The sequence below is a fragment of the Exiguobacterium sp. s146 genome (genome assembly GCF_018618415.1).
In the GTDB taxonomy this organism is placed as follows: Bacteria; Bacillota; Bacilli; order Exiguobacteriales; family Exiguobacteriaceae; genus Exiguobacterium.
This window is the reverse complement of record NZ_JACSMA010000002.1, coordinates 54,340-73,130: the sequence shown is the minus strand read 5'-3', so window position 1 is coordinate 73,130 and position 18,791 is coordinate 54,340. Positions and strand designations below refer to the sequence as shown.

The 18,791-nt window shown below is 52.5% G+C and carries 18 protein-coding genes and 1 pseudogene; 15 read left to right on the top strand and 4 right to left on the bottom strand.

From position 1 onward, the window contains the following. Positions 1–120: 120 nt before the first annotated feature. From KNP83_RS06975 to KNP83_RS06965, 3 genes are all read right to left on the bottom strand, one after another. Positions 121–1,440, bottom strand: coding sequence for a Na+/H+ antiporter family protein (locus KNP83_RS06975; RefSeq protein WP_214761825.1), 1,320 nt, complete (start codon positions 1,438–1,440; stop codon positions 121–123). 148 nt (positions 1,441–1,588) lie between these two features. Beyond that, complete coding sequence (locus KNP83_RS06970; RefSeq protein ID WP_214761822.1) at positions 1,589–2,299, bottom strand: YebC/PmpR family DNA-binding transcriptional regulator; 711 nt, start codon at positions 2,297–2,299, stop codon at positions 1,589–1,591. Between the two features lie 79 nt (positions 2,300–2,378). Beyond that, complete coding sequence (locus tag KNP83_RS06965) at positions 2,379–2,825, bottom strand: MarR family winged helix-turn-helix transcriptional regulator (RefSeq protein ID WP_214761820.1); 447 nt, start codon at positions 2,823–2,825, stop codon at positions 2,379–2,381. Positions 2,826–3,212: 387 nt separating this feature from the next. Here KNP83_RS06965 and adhE point away from each other — a divergent pair, with 387 nt between their 5' ends. From adhE to KNP83_RS06900, 13 genes are all read left to right on the top strand, one after another. Beyond that, positions 3,213–5,804: a bifunctional acetaldehyde-CoA/alcohol dehydrogenase gene (gene adhE, locus KNP83_RS06960; protein WP_214761818.1), complete on the top strand. Its 2,592-nt coding sequence runs from the start codon at positions 3,213–3,215 to the stop codon at positions 5,802–5,804. 141 nt (positions 5,805–5,945) lie between these two features. Next, positions 5,946–6,233: a hypothetical protein gene (locus KNP83_RS06955; protein ID WP_214761816.1), complete on the top strand. Its 288-nt coding sequence runs from the start codon at positions 5,946–5,948 to the stop codon at positions 6,231–6,233. A gap of 42 nt (positions 6,234–6,275) precedes the next feature. After that, complete coding sequence (locus tag KNP83_RS06950; RefSeq protein ID WP_214761814.1) at positions 6,276–7,136, top strand: M28 family peptidase; 861 nt, start codon at positions 6,276–6,278, stop codon at positions 7,134–7,136. A gap of 384 nt (positions 7,137–7,520) precedes the next feature. Continuing rightward, the gene (locus tag KNP83_RS06945; RefSeq protein WP_214761812.1) at positions 7,521–8,432 is read left to right on the top strand and encodes an alpha/beta hydrolase; all 912 of its coding nucleotides are present in this window, start codon (positions 7,521–7,523) and stop codon (positions 8,430–8,432) included. 139 nt (positions 8,433–8,571) lie between these two features. Further along, positions 8,572–9,318 (top strand): DeoR/GlpR family DNA-binding transcription regulator, encoded by a 747-nt coding sequence (locus tag KNP83_RS06940; protein WP_214761810.1) that lies wholly within the window; start codon positions 8,572–8,574, stop codon positions 9,316–9,318. Next, a complete protein-coding gene (gene pfkB, locus KNP83_RS06935; RefSeq protein ID WP_214761808.1) occupies positions 9,315–10,244 on the top strand; it encodes a 1-phosphofructokinase in 930 nt (309 codons plus the stop codon). The genes KNP83_RS06940 and pfkB overlap by 4 nt, the downstream gene beginning before the upstream one ends. After that, positions 10,241–12,148 carry a PTS fructose transporter subunit IIABC gene (locus tag KNP83_RS06930; RefSeq protein ID WP_214761807.1) on the top strand — a complete coding sequence of 636 codons (1,908 nt, stop codon included), beginning with the start codon at positions 10,241–10,243 and terminating at the stop codon, positions 12,146–12,148. Before pfkB ends, KNP83_RS06930 begins: the two co-directional genes overlap by 4 nt. Positions 12,149–12,281: 133 nt before the next feature. Then, positions 12,282–12,803, top strand: a complete 522-nt coding sequence (locus tag KNP83_RS06925; RefSeq protein WP_214761805.1) for a GNAT family N-acetyltransferase — start codon at positions 12,282–12,284, stop codon at positions 12,801–12,803. A 53-nt stretch (positions 12,804–12,856) separates the two neighbouring features. Next, positions 12,857–13,570: an alpha/beta fold hydrolase gene (locus KNP83_RS06920; protein WP_214761803.1), complete on the top strand. Its 714-nt coding sequence runs from the start codon at positions 12,857–12,859 to the stop codon at positions 13,568–13,570. A 161-nt stretch (positions 13,571–13,731) separates the two neighbouring features. After that, positions 13,732–14,250, top strand: a complete 519-nt coding sequence (locus KNP83_RS06915) for a hypothetical protein (protein WP_214761801.1) — start codon at positions 13,732–13,734, stop codon at positions 14,248–14,250. A gap of 225 nt (positions 14,251–14,475) precedes the next feature. Continuing rightward, positions 14,476–15,273, top strand: coding sequence for an SDR family NAD(P)-dependent oxidoreductase (locus KNP83_RS06910; RefSeq protein WP_251139274.1), 798 nt, complete (start codon positions 14,476–14,478; stop codon positions 15,271–15,273). Positions 15,274–15,364: 91 nt separating this feature from the next. Then, positions 15,365–16,813 (top strand): AMP-binding protein, encoded by a 1,449-nt coding sequence (locus tag KNP83_RS06905; protein WP_251139273.1) that lies wholly within the window; start codon positions 15,365–15,367, stop codon positions 16,811–16,813. 72 nt (positions 16,814–16,885) lie between these two features. After that, on the top strand, positions 16,886–17,353 hold the full coding sequence (locus KNP83_RS06900; RefSeq protein ID WP_214761795.1) for an SRPBCC domain-containing protein: 468 nt from the start codon (positions 16,886–16,888) through the stop codon (positions 17,351–17,353). 55 nt (positions 17,354–17,408) lie between these two features. On the opposite strand, the pseudogene KNP83_RS06895 reads toward KNP83_RS06900, so the two are convergent. Beyond that, positions 17,409–17,681: pseudogene (locus tag KNP83_RS06895) on the bottom strand (IS30 family transposase); the annotation flags it as partial. A gap of 69 nt (positions 17,682–17,750) precedes the next feature. Between KNP83_RS06895 and KNP83_RS15225 the strand changes: the two are divergent. Together KNP83_RS15225 and KNP83_RS15065 are read left to right on the top strand one after the other, a co-directional pair. Then, complete coding sequence (locus KNP83_RS15225) at positions 17,751–18,188, top strand: hypothetical protein (protein WP_353048526.1); 438 nt, start codon at positions 17,751–17,753, stop codon at positions 18,186–18,188. Then, the gene (locus tag KNP83_RS15065; RefSeq protein WP_353048545.1) at positions 18,098–18,685 is read left to right on the top strand and encodes a methyl-accepting chemotaxis protein; all 588 of its coding nucleotides are present in this window, start codon (positions 18,098–18,100) and stop codon (positions 18,683–18,685) included. The genes KNP83_RS15225 and KNP83_RS15065 overlap by 91 nt, the downstream gene beginning before the upstream one ends. Positions 18,686–18,791: the final 106 nt, after the last annotated feature.

The following is an 18,791-nucleotide window of genomic DNA, read 5'->3' as shown; positions in this document are numbered from 1 at the left end:
TACATGGACATTTAGGAGGAATTAGCAATGATTATCGAAATCCTCATGTATACCGGGATTTGGTTCTTACTCGTGCTCGTCTTGCTCGGCACGATTTACGCAAGGCGCAATCGGAAGTGATTACAACACCATGGCGGCAATCAAGCCGAAGATGATGAGCGGGATATTGTAGTGGAGGAACGTCGGCCACACCGTCTCACGCAAGTGGTCGTGTTGACCGTCGGCGTTCAAGCCGCTCGTCGGTCCGAGTGTCGAGTCACTCGCCGGGCTACCGGCGTCACCGAGCGCACCGGCCGTCCCGATGATGGCGATCGTCGCCTCGACCGAGAAACCGTACTGGATGCAAAGCGGGACGAAGATGGCTGAGATAATCGGAACCGTCGAGAAACTCGAACCGATGCCGAGCGTGATGACGAGTCCGACGAGGAGCATGACGAGTGCGGCCACAAATTGTGAGTCGCCCATGATGCCGCTCGCGCCACTGACGAGCGGTTCGATGGCACCGGTCGCACGGATGACGGCGGCAAAACCGCTCGCTGCGATCATGACGAAGCCGATAAAGGCCATCATGCGCATGCCGCTCGTGAAGATGTCATCAGCCTCTGACCAAGGGATGAGGCGAAGCAACGTCAACAAGACGAGTCCTGTGACGGCCGAGGCGATCATCGACTCGGTCTGGAGCTGGACGACGAGCACGACGAGGATGACGGCGGCCGTGAGCCAAATCTTGAGCGGGCTCAGCGTCCGGACCTCATAGTCGCTTGGCCCGAGTTGAATCGTCTCATATGAACGCGGCTTCCGATAGTGGAAGAAGGCGGTGATGAGACCGACGAGCATCCCGAGGGCCGGGATGGCCATGATGCTGACGATGTTGACATCGCCGACGGTCATGCCGTTCGTCTCCACGTTCGGCAGCAAAATCTCATTCAAGTAAATGCCACCGAATCCGACCGGGAGCAACATGTACGGCGTGACGAGACCGAACGTGAGAATCGTCGCGACAAGACGGCGGTCGAGCTTCAACTCGTTAAACAGTACGAGGAGCGGCGGGATGACAATCGGGATGAACGCGATGTGAATCGGTAGCGCGTTCTGCGAGCTGATCGCGAGTAATAAGAGGAACGATAGCAACAACGCCTTGACCCGTGTCACACTTTTACCGGTGACGTCACGTCCTGACATGCTGATCAACTTTTCAGCCAAGACGTCCGGGAGCCCTGTTTTCGATAGACCGACGGCGAAGGCACCGAGCAAGGCGTAACTGAGGGCGATTGTCGCGCCTCCGCCGAGCCCGTCACTGAAGGCGGTCAACGTCTCATTGAATCCGAGACCTCCGACCAGACCACCGACGACGGCGGCCAAGATGAGCGACAAGACGATGTGCACGCGACTGATCGCGAGCGCGAATAATACGATAACAGCTAATAAGACAGCATTCATCATTTCCAACACCTTTCATTCAAAACTCTTTCTCTTATTATCGCTTTAATATGATAAAGACTTTTGAAATTTAACATACGTGTTTCGGGTTGTCAAATCGATTGTTCAAAAAAAGCGATAACTCCGAAAAGTTATCGCTCGTTCGTGATCATTCCACGTTATGGTACACCTGGCGCACGTCTTCGAGGTCTTCGAGGACGTCGAGCAGTTTTTCGAACTGTTCTTTCGACTCGTCGTCGAGGGCGATCTCGTTTTGTGGCAACATCGTCAACTCGGCGACTTCGAACGTCTCGATGCCCGCTGCTTTGAAGGCAGTCTGGACGGCATGGAACGCTTCTGGTTCCGCATAGACGATTACCGTCTCATCTTCTTCGATGACATCACGGACGTCGAGGTCGTGTTCCATCATGAGTTCAAGTACGTCGTCAGCAGACATGCCGTTGACACCGATGACGGCCGTCGCGTCGAACATGTAAGCGACCGAGCCGCTGACACCCATGTTGCCGCCATTTTTACCGAATGCGGCCCGGACTTCAGATGCCGTCCGGTTGACGTTGTTCGTGAGCGTGTCGACGATGAGCATCGAGCCGTTCGGCCCGAACCCTTCATAGCGGAGCTCGTCGAAGTTCTCTTCGTCGCCGCCTTTTGCTTTGTCGATGGCGCGGTCGATGATGGCGCGCGGGACGTTATACGTCTTCGCCCGTTCGACGACGAACTTGAGCGCTTGGTTTGATTCTGGATCTGGTTCCCCTTGACGGGCGGCTACGTAGATTTCACGGCCGAACTTCGCGTAGATGCGACTCGTATTGGCGTCTTTTGACGCCTTTTTCTCTTTAATGTTGTTCCATTTACGACCCATTACATGTCATCTCTCTTTCCATTGTTCGATTGATTCATCCTCGATTATATAAGAAGACGTGGATGTTGACGAGCAAAAATCATCCCTCGCTCTTATCCATCTTCTCGACGATCTCCGTCAACGTCTTCAAACTGTCAAACAGGCGGTCCGTCTCTTCATCGTTCAGAAACGCGAGACGGTCCTCGAACAGCCGGCGAAACGAATCGCGGCGCTCGCGGAGGACAAGTTCGCCCTTATCGGTCAGTTGGTTCCAGATGACCCGGCGATCGCGTTCGTCTGGCACGCGGGTGATATAGCCTTCCTCGACGAGCTTCGTGATGAGCGGCGTCACGTTCGGCGGGGCAATCGATAACGTCTCACTGATATGCCCGTTCGTGACTGCGCCTTCATCTTCAATCAACATGAGGAGATGAAAGTGGGAAAAGTTTAAGTTTGGGATTTGCGGAAGGTCGGAACGACGTAACAACTTCCGGCGAATTAATGGAATCAGTTTCACGAACTGATCGGCTGCGTCTTGTCTTGGCATAATCATGTCACTTCCTAATTAGGTTCTTTCTTCATTATACACGACCGAGCGCGGGGTGGACGACGAATCCTCATCCCGTGATATTTTGCACAGTGAATTCGCCTCGTCACGGACACAATCTTTGTAAGCGTTTACATATACAGCGGACCTGGTTTTCATGAAAACGCATTCGATTTTACTGAGCGTCACCCTAAAAAGCAAGACCAATCCACATTCTCTTAAAAAATATTGTGAAAGAGTTCACATTTTTGTCACGCACAAACTATGAGAAACATTGTATTCTATGAATGTGAAGGAAAGCACAAACTTTTCTCGAACTAACTGATTACCCCCGTGCTCTCCATCAAGTCAATAGTATAAGCTCTCAATCATGAGGAGGAAACCAACATGGCAGTTAAAGAGAAAGCAGTAGTAGAAACATCGGCAGAACAGATGGTCGACACGCTCGTCACCCGAGCACATACGGCGCTCGAGACGTTGATGACGTTTGACCAAGAGAAAATCGATGCAATCGTTCAGGCGATGGCGCTCGCAGGACTCGAACAGCACGTCGCCCTCGCCAAACATGCATATGAAGAAACTGGTCGCGGTGTGTTTGAAGACAAGATGATCAAAAACATCTTCGCGACAGAATATATTTATAACTCGCTCCGTGGCGAGAAAACGGTCGGCGTCATCGAAGACGACGAGCAAAACGGCATCACGTACATCGCGGAACCGGTCGGTGTCGTCGCCGGGGTCACACCGGTCACGAACCCGACATCGACGACGATGTTCAAAGCGATCATCGCCATCAAAACACGTAACCCGATCATCTTCGGTTTCCACCCGTCGGCTCAACAGTGTTCAAGTGAAGCGGCCCGCATCCTTCGTGACGCAGCCATCGAAGCAGGCGCTCCGGAGCATTTGATTCAATGGGTTGAAAAACCGTCACTCGACGCGACGAAAGCGCTCATGAACCACCCAGGCGTTGCCATGGTCCTCGCGACTGGTGGATCGGCGATGGTCAAATCAGCATACTCGACTGGTAAACCTGCCCTCGGTGTCGGTCCTGGTAACGTACCGGCCTACATCGACAAAACGGCAAAAGTGAAACGTGCCATCTCGGACGTCATCTTGTCGAAAACATTCGATAACGGCATGATCTGTGCATCGGAACAAGCGATTATCGTCGACCAAGAAGTATATGAAGAAGTGAAAGCAGAAATGACGGCGCTCGGTTGCTACTTCTGCTCACCAGAAGAGAAGGCGAAACTCGAGACACTCGTCATCAAAACTGACTCATGTGCGGTCAACCCTGAAATCGTCGGGAAGCCGGCAGCCTGGATCGCCGAACGGGCTGGACTCACAGTCCCAGCCGACACGAAAATTTTGATTGCCGAACTCGAGACGGTCGGTGCGACAGAGTTGCTCTCACACGAGAAACTCAGCCCGGTGCTCGGTGCGTACAAAGTTCAATCGCGTGAAGAAGGATTCGCTATCGCTGAGAAGATGCTTGAAATCGGTGGTCTCGGTCATACGGCAGCCATCCACTCGACTGACGACGACGCCATCCTCGCGTTCGGACTTCGGATGAAAGCTTGCCGCATCATCGTCAACTCGCCAACGGCACACGGCGGTATCGGTGACCTCTATAACGAAATGACACCATCGCTCACGCTCGGTTGTGGGTCGTACGGTAAAAACTCCGTCTCTGAAAACGTGACGGCGAAACATCTACTCAACGTGAAAAAGGTGGCGAGACGTCGCGTGAACATGCAATGGTTTAAAGTCCCTGAAAAGATTTACTTTGAGAAAAACTCGGTCCAATACCTTCAATCGCTCACATCGAAAAAACGGGCGATGATCGTCACGGATGAAATGATGGTCAAACTCGGCTTTGCCGATAAAGTCGTGAAAAACTTGCCGGCTGGTGTCGAGTACCGGATCTTCGACCAAGTCGAGCCAGACCCATCGGTCGAGACGGTCATGCGCGGTGCCGAAGCGATGCGTCACTTCCAACCAGACATGATTATCGCACTCGGTGGTGGTTCACCGATGGATGCCGCGAAAGGCATGTGGCTCTTCTACGAACGCCCAGAAGAGAAGTTCTCGAACCTTCGCCAAAAATTCATGGATATCCGTAAACGGACGTACAAGTTCCCGACCCTAGGCAACAAGTCGATGTTCGTCGCCATCCCGACAACTTCTGGTACAGGTTCAGAAGTGACGCCGTTCACGGTCATCACGGATAAGAAACGCAACGTGAAATACCCGATTGCTGACTACGCGATCACACCGGATGTCGCCATCGTCGACCCTGAGTTCGTCATGACGGTCCCAGCATCAATCACGGCGGACACAGGTATGGACGTGTTGACACACGCCATCGAAGCATACGTGTCGGTCATGGCTAACGACTATACGGACGGACTCGCGCTTCGTTCGATGAAGATGATCTTCGACTACCTCCCGAAAGCGTATGAGAACGGTAGTGACGCCGAAGCCCGTCAAAAAGTCCACAACGCTTCAACGATGGCAGGTATGGCGTTCGCGAACGCGTTCCTCGGTATCAACCACTCGATCGCACACAAAATCGGTGGTGAGTTCCACGTCCCACACGGACGGACGAACGCGATCCTCATGCCGCACGTCATCCGCTATAACGCGACACGCCCATCGAAACTCGCGGCGTTCCCTAAATATGAGTCATTCATCGCCGACGAGCGTTACGCTGAAATCGCGCGTTACCTCGGACTCCCGGCCAGCACGACGGAAGAAGGCGTCGAGTCGCTCATCCAAGCGGTCATCGAGCTCGGTCAGCGCTTGAACATCAAGCTCTCGTTTAAAGCCCAAGGCATCAAGAAAGCGGACCTCGACGCGAAAGTCGACAAGATGGCAGTCGACGCGTTCGAAGACCAATGTACGACGGCCAACCCGAAAATGCCGCTCGTCGAAGAGTTGAAAGAGATTATGTACGCTGCTTACGAAGGTGTATAAGTCTTGCCTCAATCAAACGGCTTCCCTCATATAGAGGGAGGCTGTTTTTATTTGAAAATGACATATACAATTGTCAGACAACTTCTATAATGGAAAAATACAACCAAATATTGGTGAGTTTTTTATGATGGAGATACGCAGATGACAATCATGTACAGCCTACTGTCGGCACTATTTGCTGTTTTTCTTTATTTCAATCCGCTCTCATCAACAAGTCCTTATGAGACAGCGGAACACTTTGTGTCATACGACCGTCAAATTGATAGTTGGGAGAACACGGAGCTATTCGAGTCGCTCGGGACCGACCTTGATTTGAGCATGGACCGCGTCGTGCATGATACGCCGATCCAAACGTATTGGACGGATGTGACAGTTGAGGGTGAGACGTTTGAAGGTTATTCATCGATGATGGTGCAGGATGCGATTTAAGGCGAGGTCGTTCATCTTGAATGGGATGCACCGATTCCGGATGTGACCGATAAAATCGTCGTCTTGCCGATGACCGACGAGTCATTTGAGAAACGAGATGGTGCTTACGAGGTTGATCATTATGGTGAGGTGTTAAATGACGAGTTGGCGAACCGCTATTTATCAAAACTGAATGAAGCGGGAGCGGCCGGCTATCTTATCACCCCACATAAAGAAGCCCCGGACGAATCCGGATTCGTCTACGTATCGGCGGCGCTTCAGATGGACGGGACAGGAATCTATGAGGATTTGGCGGCGTTGCTTGAAGATGGCCAAACCGTTGTCATCGAGCCGTTTAAAACGGAGATGGTATACACCGAATTCATTCAGCAAGGGACGAACGATAAGGAAGTCATCGTCATGGCGCGGCTCGACAGTAGCGGATTCGGTGACCACGCGTTGATCGGTCTCGGCGGCGCCTCGATTTTATATCAAATCATTCAAGCGATGGATGACGTGGAGACAGAAGCGACAATCCGTTACGTGTTTTTGAACGGATATGGCGAAGGTTATGAGGCGAGTACGCATTACCTGGACATGTTAAAGGAGCGGGGAGTGACGCCGAGAAGCGTGTTGTTGCTCGACTTGATCGGGACAGGGGAGACGGACCGATTCGTCAAAACGCACGGCATGAAGTCGTACCCGTTCTTGGATGGTGCCTCGTTCGAGGACGTCGAGGTGAGAAGTTTAGGGGTGTCGCTTTTAGACGAGTACCGCGAAGCCGGTATCGATGTCATTTCGGTAAACGATTCGATTACAGCAGAGCAGGACGTATTTACCGAAGAAGACACGATCGAGCGGCTGTCTGAAGAAGCGATGCGTGAGCACGTGGAGTGGTTAGTGGATTGGTTGAAGACCCAATGAGCGAGTGAGTAGACATATTTTATAGAGATGAAAGTACTTCCTGATCAGCGGAAGTACTTTTTTTACTCGTCGATTCAAAAAAATCTAAAATGATATAAATTCCATCGCTCGCAGAACAAGATACAAATAATACAGCGTCGGTATGAGTGTGATCAACAAACCAATCCATTTCATTCGTCGTCTGAATTGCAAGAGGAACCTAATAATCCATAACGCGAACCACAACATAAAGAACCAGCGATAATGTGGGGTATATAATTTGGTAACGCTAGATTGATTTCATTCTACTTCCTAAAAAATTCGAAATCATCAACAAGTGTTAAACACGTAGTTTTGCTCGAACCGTACCTCGATGTCCGGTATGATGAAAGGGGAGGCGATACGATGGAACGACAACTGAACGTGACAACGAATTATGGACAACTGGCCGGAACATGGCTGACCCACGAAGAACCACGGAAGACGGTCGTCCTGCTCAGCGGAAGCGGGCCGAGCGACCGGGACGGCAATATGGGACCATCCCACTTCAGCACATATAAAAAGCTGGCCGAGGCGCTCTTTGAGATGGGCGTCAACGTCTATCGGTATGACAAACAAGGCATCGGTGCATCAGACGGTGATTTCAATAAAGTCGGGCTGCACGACCTGGTGACAGACGCGATCACTGTCGTCAATGCCATCAAACAGGAACCCGACGCAGGGGACATTTATGTGCTCGGCCATAGCGAAGGGGCGGTCATCGCCCCGGCGGTACAGCTTGAGACGAACGCGGCCGGACTGATTCTGCTCGCCGGATTCAACGATTCCTCGAAGAAGATGTTCTTGCTGCAAGCCGATGCACTCGCAAATGAAGCCGGTTCGGTGGGAGGCCTGAAAGGCATGTTTTATCGGGTGACCGGCGTCCCGAAAAAGATTCGCCAGCGTCAAGACGACTTGCTCGAACGGTCACTGCGGACGAACGTCGCTTCGTTCAAATACCGAGGGCAGGTCGTGAACGCCAAATGGATCCGTGAGCATGCGTCGTACGATGTGCGTGAGCGGCTCGAACACGTACGGGTCCCGGTGCTCGCCCTGACCGGTGACCGCGATGTCCAAGTCCCGCCGGAGCACGTCCATTCGATTCGGACGAAAGGGGACGTCGACAGCCACATCATCCATGACATGAACCACTTGCTCGTCGAACGGACGAGTCCGCACGCGCTCCTCACGTTGCATAAGGAATATCGGGACGCCATTGAAGCACCGCTACACCCCGAACTCATCCGCCGCTTGAACGATTGGTTGCTGAAACGATAATGAACTGTCAAAAACGGTCACTTAGTGACCGTTTTTTATGTTATAATTGTGACAACGTTAAAAAAGATGAATGTTTTTGAATGTTTATGATTGTTTTTTAAATGAAAACGCTTTATATTAGAGCTACGGAGGGAATATGATGTTAACGAAGCAACGACATCAACTGATTTTGCAACGTCTGTCGGAGCAAAAGATTGTCAAACTGAAAGAATTGGTCGAGTTGACGGCATCGTCGGAGTCGACGATTCGCCGGGATTTGACCGACCTTGAAGCCGAAGGTTATCTCGAACGGGTACACGGCGGCGCAACGCTCGTGGCCCGCTACGAAGAAGAGCCGACGTTCGAGGAGAAACGAGATCAACACGTCGATGAGAAAGTCGCGATCGCACGGAAGGCCGCGACGTTCATCGAGGACGGGATGTCCGTCTATCTCGATGCCGGGACGACGACGCAAGCGATGGTTCCTTTCTTAGATGGAAAAGACGTCATCGTCGTGACGAACAGTTTACCGATCGCCAACGACTTGTTCGACCTCGATATCAAGACGTTCGTGATTGGCGGTGAGTTGAAACGGTCGACACAGGCACTCGTCGGCTATAACGCTCGCGAGAGCATGATGAACTATCGGGTCGACCTCGCCTTCCTCGGCATCAACGGTGTCGATCTCGAAGCCGGGTACACGACCCCAGACCCGGAAGAGGCACTCGTCAAAAAAACAGCAATCGAATTGGCACGCGTGGCATACATTTTGGCGGACGATTCAAAATTCGGGAAACGTTCGTTCAGCCGAGTGGCCCCGCTCGAAGCGGCCACGCTCGTCACATGGAGCGACGCGTCAAGCGTCAGTTCGATTCAATCAATCACAAAGGTGGTGAACGCCCAATGATTTACACGTTAACCCTGAACCCCTCAATCGATTATTACGTGACACTCCCTGAAGTCGTCCTCGGTGAAGTCAATCGAATTCAAGAGACGACGCAGCGGGCCGGAGGCAAAGGCATCAATGTCTCGTTCGTCCTACGTGAATACGACGTCGACACGGTCGCCCTCGGATTCGTCGGCGGCACGACAGGAGACTTCATCAAGAAGGCACTGACAGACAAAGGCGTCCAAACCGATTTCGTCGAAGTCGATGGAGAAACGCGCATCAACGTTAAGATTCGGGCGAAAGAAGAGACGGAATTGAACGCGAGCGGACCGGTCATCTCGGACACGGAACTTGATCGGTTGACGCGTCAATTCGATCATGTCCAATCAGGCGACGTTGTCGTCCTCGCCGGCAGTATCCCAGGCAATCTGCCGGATACGCTCTATCGAACGCTTGCCGAGACGGTCCGGGCGAACGGTGCCGAGTTCGTCGTCGATACGACGAAAGAAGCGATGCTCGAAGTGCTCGCGCTCAAACCGCTCATGATCAAACCGAACCATCATGAACTCGGTGAACTGTTCGACACAGACATCGAGACGTTCGAGCAGGCGCTACCTTATGCGGAGCAGTTGGTCGAACGCGGTGCCCAAAACGTCATCGTCTCGTTCGCCGGTGACGGAGCCATGCTCGTCAATGCAACAGGCGCCTATACGGCGAACACACCGAGCGGCAAACTCGTCAACTCGGTCGGCGCAGGCGACTCACTCGTCGCCGGATTCGTCGCCAACATTCTAGACCACGACGCAACCGAGGCGTTCCGCTACGCGGTCACGACCGGAAGCGCGTCTGCTTATACGTTCGGGCTGTGCACAAAAGAAGACGTGGACCGCTTGGTCGGCGAAGTCAGCGTCACCCCACTATCTCGATTGGAGGAAACAACATGAACATCACGGACCTTCTTAAAAAGGATACGATTCAACTGAATCTCCGCAGCCGTTCAAAAGCTGAAGTCATCGAAGAACTCGTCGACGTGCTCGACCGCGCCGGCAAACTCTCGGACCGTAACGGTTACCGCGACGCTATCCTCGCCCGTGAAGCACAAAGCACGACCGGACTCGGTGAAGGGATTGCCATCCCACACGCGAAGACGAAAGCCGTCAAACAACCGGCCATCGCTTTCGGTCGTTCGGAAGGTATCGATTACGAAGCGCTCGACGGTCAAGACAGCCGCTTGTTCTTCATGATCGCTGCTGGCGAGCACGCCAATAACGAACATTTGGAAACACTTTCGAAATTATCGGTCTTCCTTATGGACCCGGCGTTCCAAGAACGTCTCTATGCGGCCACGTCAGAAGATGACGTCATCCGCGCTATCGAAGAAAAAGAAGCAGCCGAGGCGGCTCCTGTCGCTTCGAAACCGGTGCAAGCAGACGCACCTTATATCCTTGCCGTCACGGCATGTCCGACGGGAATCGCGCACACGTACATGGCCGCCGATAGCTTGAAGCAAAAAGCGGACGCGATGGGCGTCGATATCAAAGTCGAGACGAACGGTTCGACCGGCGTCAAAAACGAATTGACAGCGGCCGACATCGCGAAAGCGACTGCCATTATCGTCGCAGCCGATAAAGCCGTCGAGATGGACCGGTTCGCTGGCAAACATGTCATCGAAGTCCCGGTCGCCCAAGGTATCCGGAAGCCGGAAGAATTGATCAATCGGGCCGTAAAACAAGACGGACCGGTTTATCAAGCGACTGGCAAGTCAGGTCAGCCAAAAGAACAACGCACGGGCATCTATAAGCACTTGATGAGCGGGGTATCCGCGATGCTTCCTCTCGTCGTCGCTGGTGGTCTCTTGATCGCCCTCAGCTTCTTCTGGGGTATCAACTCGGCTAACCCGGATGACCCATCGTACAACGAATTCGCCGCTCAACTCATGACGATTGGTGGCGCAGCGTTCGGCTTCCTCGTTCCGATTCTTGCAGGTTTCATCGCGATGTCGATCGCCGACCGTCCGGGTCTCGCACCAGGTCTCGTCGCCGGGGCACTCGCCAGCCAAGGGAACGCCGGATTCCTCGGTGGTTTGATTGCCGGTTTCCTTGCCGGTTATGTCGTCCTCTTCTTGAAGAAAGCGCTCGCGAAATTGCCGGCCTCACTTGAAGGAATCAAGCCGGTTCTGTTGTATCCGCTTCTCGGTTCATTCATCTCTGGGATGATCATGTTGCTCGTCGTCAACGAACCAATCGCAGCACTCATGACATGGTTGATGGACACACTCAACGGCATGAGCGGAGCGAACGCCATCTTGCTCGGTGTTATCGTTGGTGGCATGATGGCCGTCGATATGGGCGGTCCAATCAACAAGACAGCCTACGTCTTCGGTACAGCGGCACTTACGGCCGGTAACCAAGAAGTCATGGCGGCCGTCATGGCCGGCGGGATGGTCCCACCACTTCTCGTCGCACTCGCATCGACTGTATTCGCCCGTCAAAAATTCTCGAAACAAGAACGTGAAGCCGGGAAGACAGCGTATATCATGGGTGCTTCGTTCATCACTGAAGCGGCCATCCCGTTCGCCGCGGCCGACCCGATCCGTGTCTTGCCATCAGCGATTCTCGGATCAGCCATCGCTGGTGGATTGTCAGCCTTCTTCGCCATCCAATTGCCAGCGCCGCACGGTGGAATCTTCGTCTTCCCACTCCTTGAAGGAGCTGGAAATGTCGCGATGAGCATGGGTCTTTACGCCCTTGCGATTCTCGCGGGAGCCTTGATTGGAGCACTCCTCCTCTCATTCTTGAAAAAACCATTGACGGACGCGCAGTCGACAACAGCTCGCGACGTCGCTTAACCAGTACGACCGTAGGCATATCCTACGGTCGTTTTTTGTCAAATGATTGTCAGTCAATCTGTAAGAACGGTGATTTCGATTGGGCCATTTGTGGTAAAATACTTGTAAAACTTGCACGAAGGAGGGGGTACGGATGCTCATACGGAAAGCCGAGCCAAAAGACGCATACGGGATTGCGCGGGTGAGGGTGAACGGATGGCGCACGACCTATCGGGGGATTGTGCCGGCCGACTTTCTCTTGAAGCTCGGTTCGAACGCAATCGAGTGGTCCGAAAAGGTTCGCAGCGCCCTCGCGAAACGAGAAGTCGAAGGGTTCGTTGCTACGGTTGATGAAGAGATTGTCGGGTTCGTTTTGTACGGGGAAGAGCGGACCGGTGACTATCCAGAACACCGCAATGAGATTTATGCGATTTACATTTTAGAGGACCATCAACGCAACGGGATTGGTTCGCTTCTGATTGAGCGAGCGGTCCAAGCGATGTCGAACCACGGGCTCATCATTTGGGCGCTTGAATTGAATCCGTACCGCACGTTCTATGAGCGGCGCGACGGACAGGTCATCGATGCGAAAGAGCGACTGTTCGGGGAACTCGCTCTGCGCGAAGTCGCCTACGGGTGGACGAAAGGAAATCACGACGCCATCGTCGGCGCATGAACGGACGCGGCCTGAACTGGTCGTGTCCGTTTTTTTGGATAAGGGGGATGACTATGCAAGAACAGACAAGCAAGCTGCCAGGGTTTGACGAGATGGAAATCTCGTATACATTGTTGACGCAAGAGAGACCTTCGCGACAACTCGCGATTTTACTACCAGGATATCGGTATTCGACCGCTGCCCCGATGTTCCATTTTACGACGAGCTTGCTCTTAGAACGTTCTAGCGATGTTTTGGAAATCAACTACGAATATTACCGCGATGACTATGCGCACATCGATGACATCGACGAGGTCGTCCGTCACGATGTTCGGACGGTCATCGATCATGTCTTGTCTACACATGAATACGAAGCGTTCATCTTCGTCGGGAAGTCGCTCGGTACGGTCGCGCTGGCCCATGAATTGACTCGTCCCATATTCCACGAGGCACATGTCATTTGGTTGACGCCGCTCCTTCAACACGCAGGCGTGACTGAGACGATGAAGACGACCCAGGCATCTCAACTCGTCCTCATCGGTGACAAGGACCATTGTTATACGGCGAGTCGGGTAGACGCGTTGGCGGCCATCCCATCGCTCAAGACGCACCTGCTCACGGGTGTGAACCATGGGCTGGAGCGGAATGTCGATACGTTCGGTACGATTGAGGTGCTACAGGAAGTCATAGAAGCGATTGATGCGTTTTTGCCGTCTGAGCTAACGACGGCGAGGTCTCAATCATCCGTGATGAAGCGGCGAATCGACACGGACCGGTTTCCATGTTAGAAGACCATCTACGCGACAAGATTGGCTAGCTCTGCGCGAAGTCATCTATGATTGGCCGAACGGAGATCACGACGCCATTGTCGGCGCATGAACGGACGCGACGCTACCGTCGTGTCCGTTTTTAGACTACCTACAAAACAAGGAACAGGCTAGGTGACGAAATGAATAGCTATAGCGTAACCAAATATCATCCCGAAACGAGAGGTGAGATTGACGAATGGACCGAAATCTCGGACATCAATCGAACGTTTGACGGAGTCGTCTTCACATTAGAGGAATATCTGCGCGTGGAATCGAATTACGTCAAAGCGATTGAGCGAATCATAGGCTACTTAGGCGTGAAAACATTGACCGTCTCCTATCTAGAGCGACGCGACTATGACTATCGACCTTCTTCGAAACGCGCGTTCCATGAGCTATATCCAATCCGGATGAGAGACCTTCGTAAAAAAGTGAAGCCAGGGAAGGTTCTGTCCCGAGACCAAATTCCGAACATGCTTCGCCTTATGTTCCGGAATACACTTTACGCTGAGTTAGAGTATAAAGAGAGTGAGTCGGACGAACAGTTTAGCTTCAAAGTGTTCTTCGGATATGACTATATAATGGGAGTCCATTCGATGGACGATTTGTCGTCACTTCAAGACGAGTTGTTACATCTGGATATGTATCTCGATGGATAAATCAAAGGGGTAGTCAAAGTGTGATTCACAAAAGCAGAGCAGGACGATAGTGATTGTCTCCCTTTATTGATTTCATCAATCGGATTTGATTCATGATAGTTATAAAAAGAGTCGGGAGCTCCCTAAGCAAATATCGATATTCTACAAAAAGGTGCTGTCTATATGCATAATTACACGCTAGTGGAGAGGTTTCTATTTTTATCGCCTTCCTTCGATTTCGAGAAGATGAAACAAGAACTGGATGGGAAGACGGTCCTGATTACTGGGGCGAGTTCAGGAATCGGTAAGGCGTTCGCCTATCTGTTAGCGGATACGACTGCGCATCTGATTTTGGTGGCCCGTAGCGAGGCGAACATGAACGTCATGAAAGTCGACATTGAACAGGCTTCAGCCCGTGTGACGGTATTCCCGGCCGATTTGCGAAACGAAGAGAAACGAACAGAATTGCTGGCGTTCCTACATCAATTGACGGACGGATTGGATGTCGTCGTCAGCAATGCCGGCCTTTCCATCAATCGTCCGATCACAAAGTCGCTAAATCGCTACCATGATTTCACACGTACGATGGCGCTTAATTATTTTGCTCCGGTACAGCTATTGCTCTCGCTCATTCCGATGCTTGCCCAAAAGAATGGGCAGATCATCAACGTCTCCACGATTAATGCGCTGCTATTTCCTTTACCTTATTGGGCTGCCTATCAGGCATCGAAAACCGCGTTTGACACGTGGTTGCGCTCGGCGGAGCCGGAACTGAGACTCCAAAACATATTTACCACGTCCCTGTATTTGCCGCTCGTGAGGACACCGATGATCGAACCGACGATTGCGTATCAGACATACCCGGCCATGTCACCGGTTCACGTGGCGGAATTGATTGGGCACGCCTTGTATACGAAACGGAACGTCTATAAACCGTGGTGGCTATTTTTAGGTGAGTGGGCTTCCGTCGTTTTCAGGTCACCTTTATCGTTGATCGTCTTCCGGTTAGTAAAGAAGAAGGAGCGTGACCGGGACGATGGTTAATTTGTGGAACATATTGTCGCAACTCCATTTTCTTTCCCCGACAAACGTAGCACGCCTTTGCTTCGCGATTCGTCGACACGGTGTCAACCTGATGCTTCTGTTTTCATTGACGGAAAAGACTGGTGGCCAAAAAACTGCTTTGGTGGACAGTCGCGGAACGTTCAGTTATGAGGAGCTTCAGCAACGTTGTGAAAATCTCGCTCACCAATTAGCGGAGAAGTATGGGATTCGTAAAGGTCATAAAGTAGCGTTCTTCTGCCGAAATCATGCGTCGTTCGTGCAAGGCATATTTGCTGCGTCGCGGCTCGGTGCCCATATCTACTTGCTCAATTGTTCGATGAGCCAACGCCAGTTCGATCGGCTCGTGCAAGAACACCACTTCGACTTTCTGATTTATGACGAAGCGTTTCGTGAATTGATTGAAAACTCGTCTTATCAGCATGCAAAACTCGTCAGTTATCATGACACACAAGAATCGATCCACAGCTTGTCAAAATCTGTTCCACATCGAAAAGAAAAATTGAAGGCCTCTTCGAGCGGGAAGATTGTCCTGTTGACCGGTGGCACGACTGGGAAGCCGAAACAAGTGATTCACCGACCGTCCCTCTTCAACTTCCTAAACCCTTTTGCGGCTTTACTGAATCGATTGCAGCTGCCAACCTACAAGACGGCCTACATCGCCACGCCGATTTATCATGGGTACGGCATCGCAATCCTGTTGTCCTTTCTTGCTTTGGGCAAGAAAGTTGTCATTCAGGAGAGCTTTGCTGCGAAGAACGCATGTGACCTCATTCGGCAGCATCAAGTGGAAGTGGTCACGGTCGTTCCGTTGATGGTACATAAAATGATGAAACACGATCGAGAAGCGCTCGGTTCGTTGGCTTGCATTGCGTCCGGAGGAGCAAAACTAAATCCGGTTTTAGTGAGAGAAGTGACCAAGCATCTGGGAAACGTCTTATACAATCTATACGGGACGTCGGAAGCCGGCTTGAACATCATCGCGACACCCGAAGATTTGAATCACCATCCAGACACGCTCGGAAAAGCAATCCCGGGAAGCCAATTGCAGGTGGTCGTGGATGGAAAAGAAGTCGAGGCTGGCAGGGTCGGGCAACTTTGTATTCGGAATGAGTGGTCCATGACAAACAGCGCGCACCTTTGGATTCAAACTGGCGATATCGGTTACCGGGACGAGAACGGGTACTATTTCCTATGCGGACGAACCGACGACTTGATCATTTCAGCCGGTAACAACATTTATCCGTCGGAAATCGAAGCGACTTTGTGCGAGCATCCGAGCATTGAAGACGTTGCTGTCATCGGTGTAGAGGACGTTTACGCGGGCCACATGCTGAAGGCCTACGTGCAGTTGTATGCCGATGAAAAAATGACTGAGGACGCACTTTTGAGCTGGTTACGCCCACGAGTGGCGACCTATCAACTCCCTCGAGAAGTCGCCTTCGTCGAAGAGCTGCCTTATACGCCTGTTGGAAAGCTGGACCGAAAACGAGTTCAATCCATGACTCGTATCATGGGTTAAGAAATGGGGATTGGGAATGCGAATAGAGGGTTACATATAGAGTAATAACGATATATGAGGGGCGATTATGTGATGAATCGACGGATTGATACGGCCATGACATGGATGAAGGCACCGCCAGAACGAATTTATCAAGCGTTTCTCGACAAAGAGGAGCTGGTCAAGTGGCTCCCACCAGAAGGCATGTCGGCTCGTGCCCCTGTCTTCGAGCCGTGGATCGGGGGCGTGTATCAGCTCGTGCTCACCTATGAAAAGGAAGATATGGCATCTGGCAAAACGACAGCTCAGACCGATGTGTCGAACGGGCGCTTCGTCGAGCTCGTTCCTGGCCAAAAAATCGTGCAAATCGGGACGTTCGACTCCACAGACCCGGACTTTGCCGGTGAGATGGTCCAGACGTGGTATTTGGAGGCGCTCGATGGCGGGACACGTGTCACGATTGTCTGTGAGAACGTGCCGTCGGGCATTCGAAAACAAGACCATGATGCTGGACTTCGCTCCACGCTCGACAATCTGGCTCACTATTTGACCAACGATTAAGTCCGTTTGTTCGCTTCATACGAACATGCTGGCTTTTTTTATAGATGACGGTTTGTCAAATTAAGCGCAACACTTCATCGTCGAATGCCTCGTGTGCCGTTCGCCAGCCGAGGCACTTCCTCGGCCGCCCGTTGATCTTGGCGAGCGCGTCCGCGAGTTCACCGTCACCGACCTCCGCGAAGTCCGTTCCTTTAGGGAAGAACTCGCGAAGGAGCCCGTTGGCGTTCTCGTTACTGCCACGCTGCCAGGACGCGTACGGGTCGGCGAAATAGAGCGGTACGCCGAGCGATGCCCGAACGTCTCGCGCGTGCGCACCTCTCTCGGTCGTTTGGCGATGGACAGCCCGACGTTGAACCGCCCGCGTGTCGCCGCGAGCTTCAACGAGATGACGCGCTCCTTGCGTGCCATCATTCAAAATCTCGATCAATCGATCGGACAAGTCGCCGCTTCGTCACAGGAACTGATGGCGAACTCGGCACAGAACACGGCCGCCTCGGAACAAATCGCCGGTGCGGTCCAACAGATGGCAGCAGGAGCGGACGATTCGAAACGTCAACTCGACGATAACGCCGTCTCGCTCCAAGCCATCACCGGTGGCATCATGCGCATCGCCGAAAGCTCGACCGACGTGTCTGAGTTATCTCGCGAGACGGCGTTCGAGGCCGAGAACGGGACGACAGCGGTCACCGAGACGTGGCCCAGATGCAAGCGATCGACTCGTCGGTCGAGACGTTCGGAAAAGTCATTCACTCGCTCGCCGAACGTTCGAACGAGATTGGGAATATCGTCGACGTCATCAATGGCATCGCGACGCAGACGAACTTGCTTGCTTTGAACGCTGCGATTGAAGCGGCCCGGGCCGGGGAGAACGGCAAAGGCTTCGCCGTCGTCGCCAGTGAGGTGCGGAAACTCGCCGAACAATCGCAACAGTCGACGAAACAGATTTCCGAGTTGATTGATAATATCAAACAAGAGACGGAGCGTTCGGTCCAGTTGATGAAAGAAGTTTCGGCTCATACGAAAGCGGGACTCGAGACGACAGAAAAAACGGCCAAACGTTTCCGAACGATTATGAATCAGACGCAGGCGATGACGCCGCGCATCGAGGACGTGACGGCGACGGTCGAAGAGATTGCCGCCAACGTCGAAGAAGTGTCGGCTGCCGCGACACAAATCGCCCATATCGCCGATGAGAATTCGGTCGCTTCGAAACAAGTGGCGGCGACGACCGAGGACCAACTCGGATCGATGGAGGAGATCGCCCAGTCCGCGAAGTCGCTGGCGGACATGGCCGAAGAATTGCAGGAACTTGTGTCACGCTTCAACGTATAATGGAAAAAGGGATGGTGATTTGTTCGAGGCAGATCACCATCCCTTTTTGTTGTTCACCGCTCACTTCACTGACTGATGACCGATTGAATGCTCTGGCTGGAATAGG

Coding starts and splice junctions, on each gene's coding strand:
- KNP83_RS06975 (WP_214761825.1), bottom strand. CDS start 1,440: ATGAATGCTGTCTTATTAGCTGTTATCGTATTATTCGCGCTCGCGATC.
- KNP83_RS06970 (WP_214761822.1), bottom strand. CDS start 2,299: ATGGGTCGTAAATGGAACAACATTAAAGAGAAAAAGGCGTCAAAAGAC.
- KNP83_RS06965 (WP_214761820.1), bottom strand. CDS start 2,825: ATGCCAAGACAAGACGCAGCCGATCAGTTCGTGAAACTGATTCCATTA.
- adhE (WP_214761818.1), top strand. CDS start 3,213: ATGGCAGTTAAAGAGAAAGCAGTAGTAGAAACATCGGCAGAACAGATG.
- KNP83_RS06955 (WP_214761816.1), top strand. CDS start 5,946: ATGACAATCATGTACAGCCTACTGTCGGCACTATTTGCTGTTTTTCTT.
- KNP83_RS06945 (WP_214761812.1), top strand. CDS start 7,521: ATGGAACGACAACTGAACGTGACAACGAATTATGGACAACTGGCCGGA.
- KNP83_RS06940 (WP_214761810.1), top strand. CDS start 8,572: ATGTTAACGAAGCAACGACATCAACTGATTTTGCAACGTCTGTCGGAG.
- pfkB (WP_214761808.1), top strand. CDS start 9,315: ATGATTTACACGTTAACCCTGAACCCCTCAATCGATTATTACGTGACA.
- KNP83_RS06930 (WP_214761807.1), top strand. CDS start 10,241: ATGAACATCACGGACCTTCTTAAAAAGGATACGATTCAACTGAATCTC.
- KNP83_RS06925 (WP_214761805.1), top strand. CDS start 12,282: ATGCTCATACGGAAAGCCGAGCCAAAAGACGCATACGGGATTGCGCGG.
- KNP83_RS06920 (WP_214761803.1), top strand. CDS start 12,857: ATGCAAGAACAGACAAGCAAGCTGCCAGGGTTTGACGAGATGGAAATC.
- KNP83_RS06915 (WP_214761801.1), top strand. CDS start 13,732: ATGAATAGCTATAGCGTAACCAAATATCATCCCGAAACGAGAGGTGAG.
- KNP83_RS06910 (WP_251139274.1), top strand. CDS start 14,476: ATGAAACAAGAACTGGATGGGAAGACGGTCCTGATTACTGGGGCGAGT.
- KNP83_RS06905 (WP_251139273.1), top strand. CDS start 15,365: ATGCTTCTGTTTTCATTGACGGAAAAGACTGGTGGCCAAAAAACTGCT.
- KNP83_RS06900 (WP_214761795.1), top strand. CDS start 16,886: ATGAATCGACGGATTGATACGGCCATGACATGGATGAAGGCACCGCCA.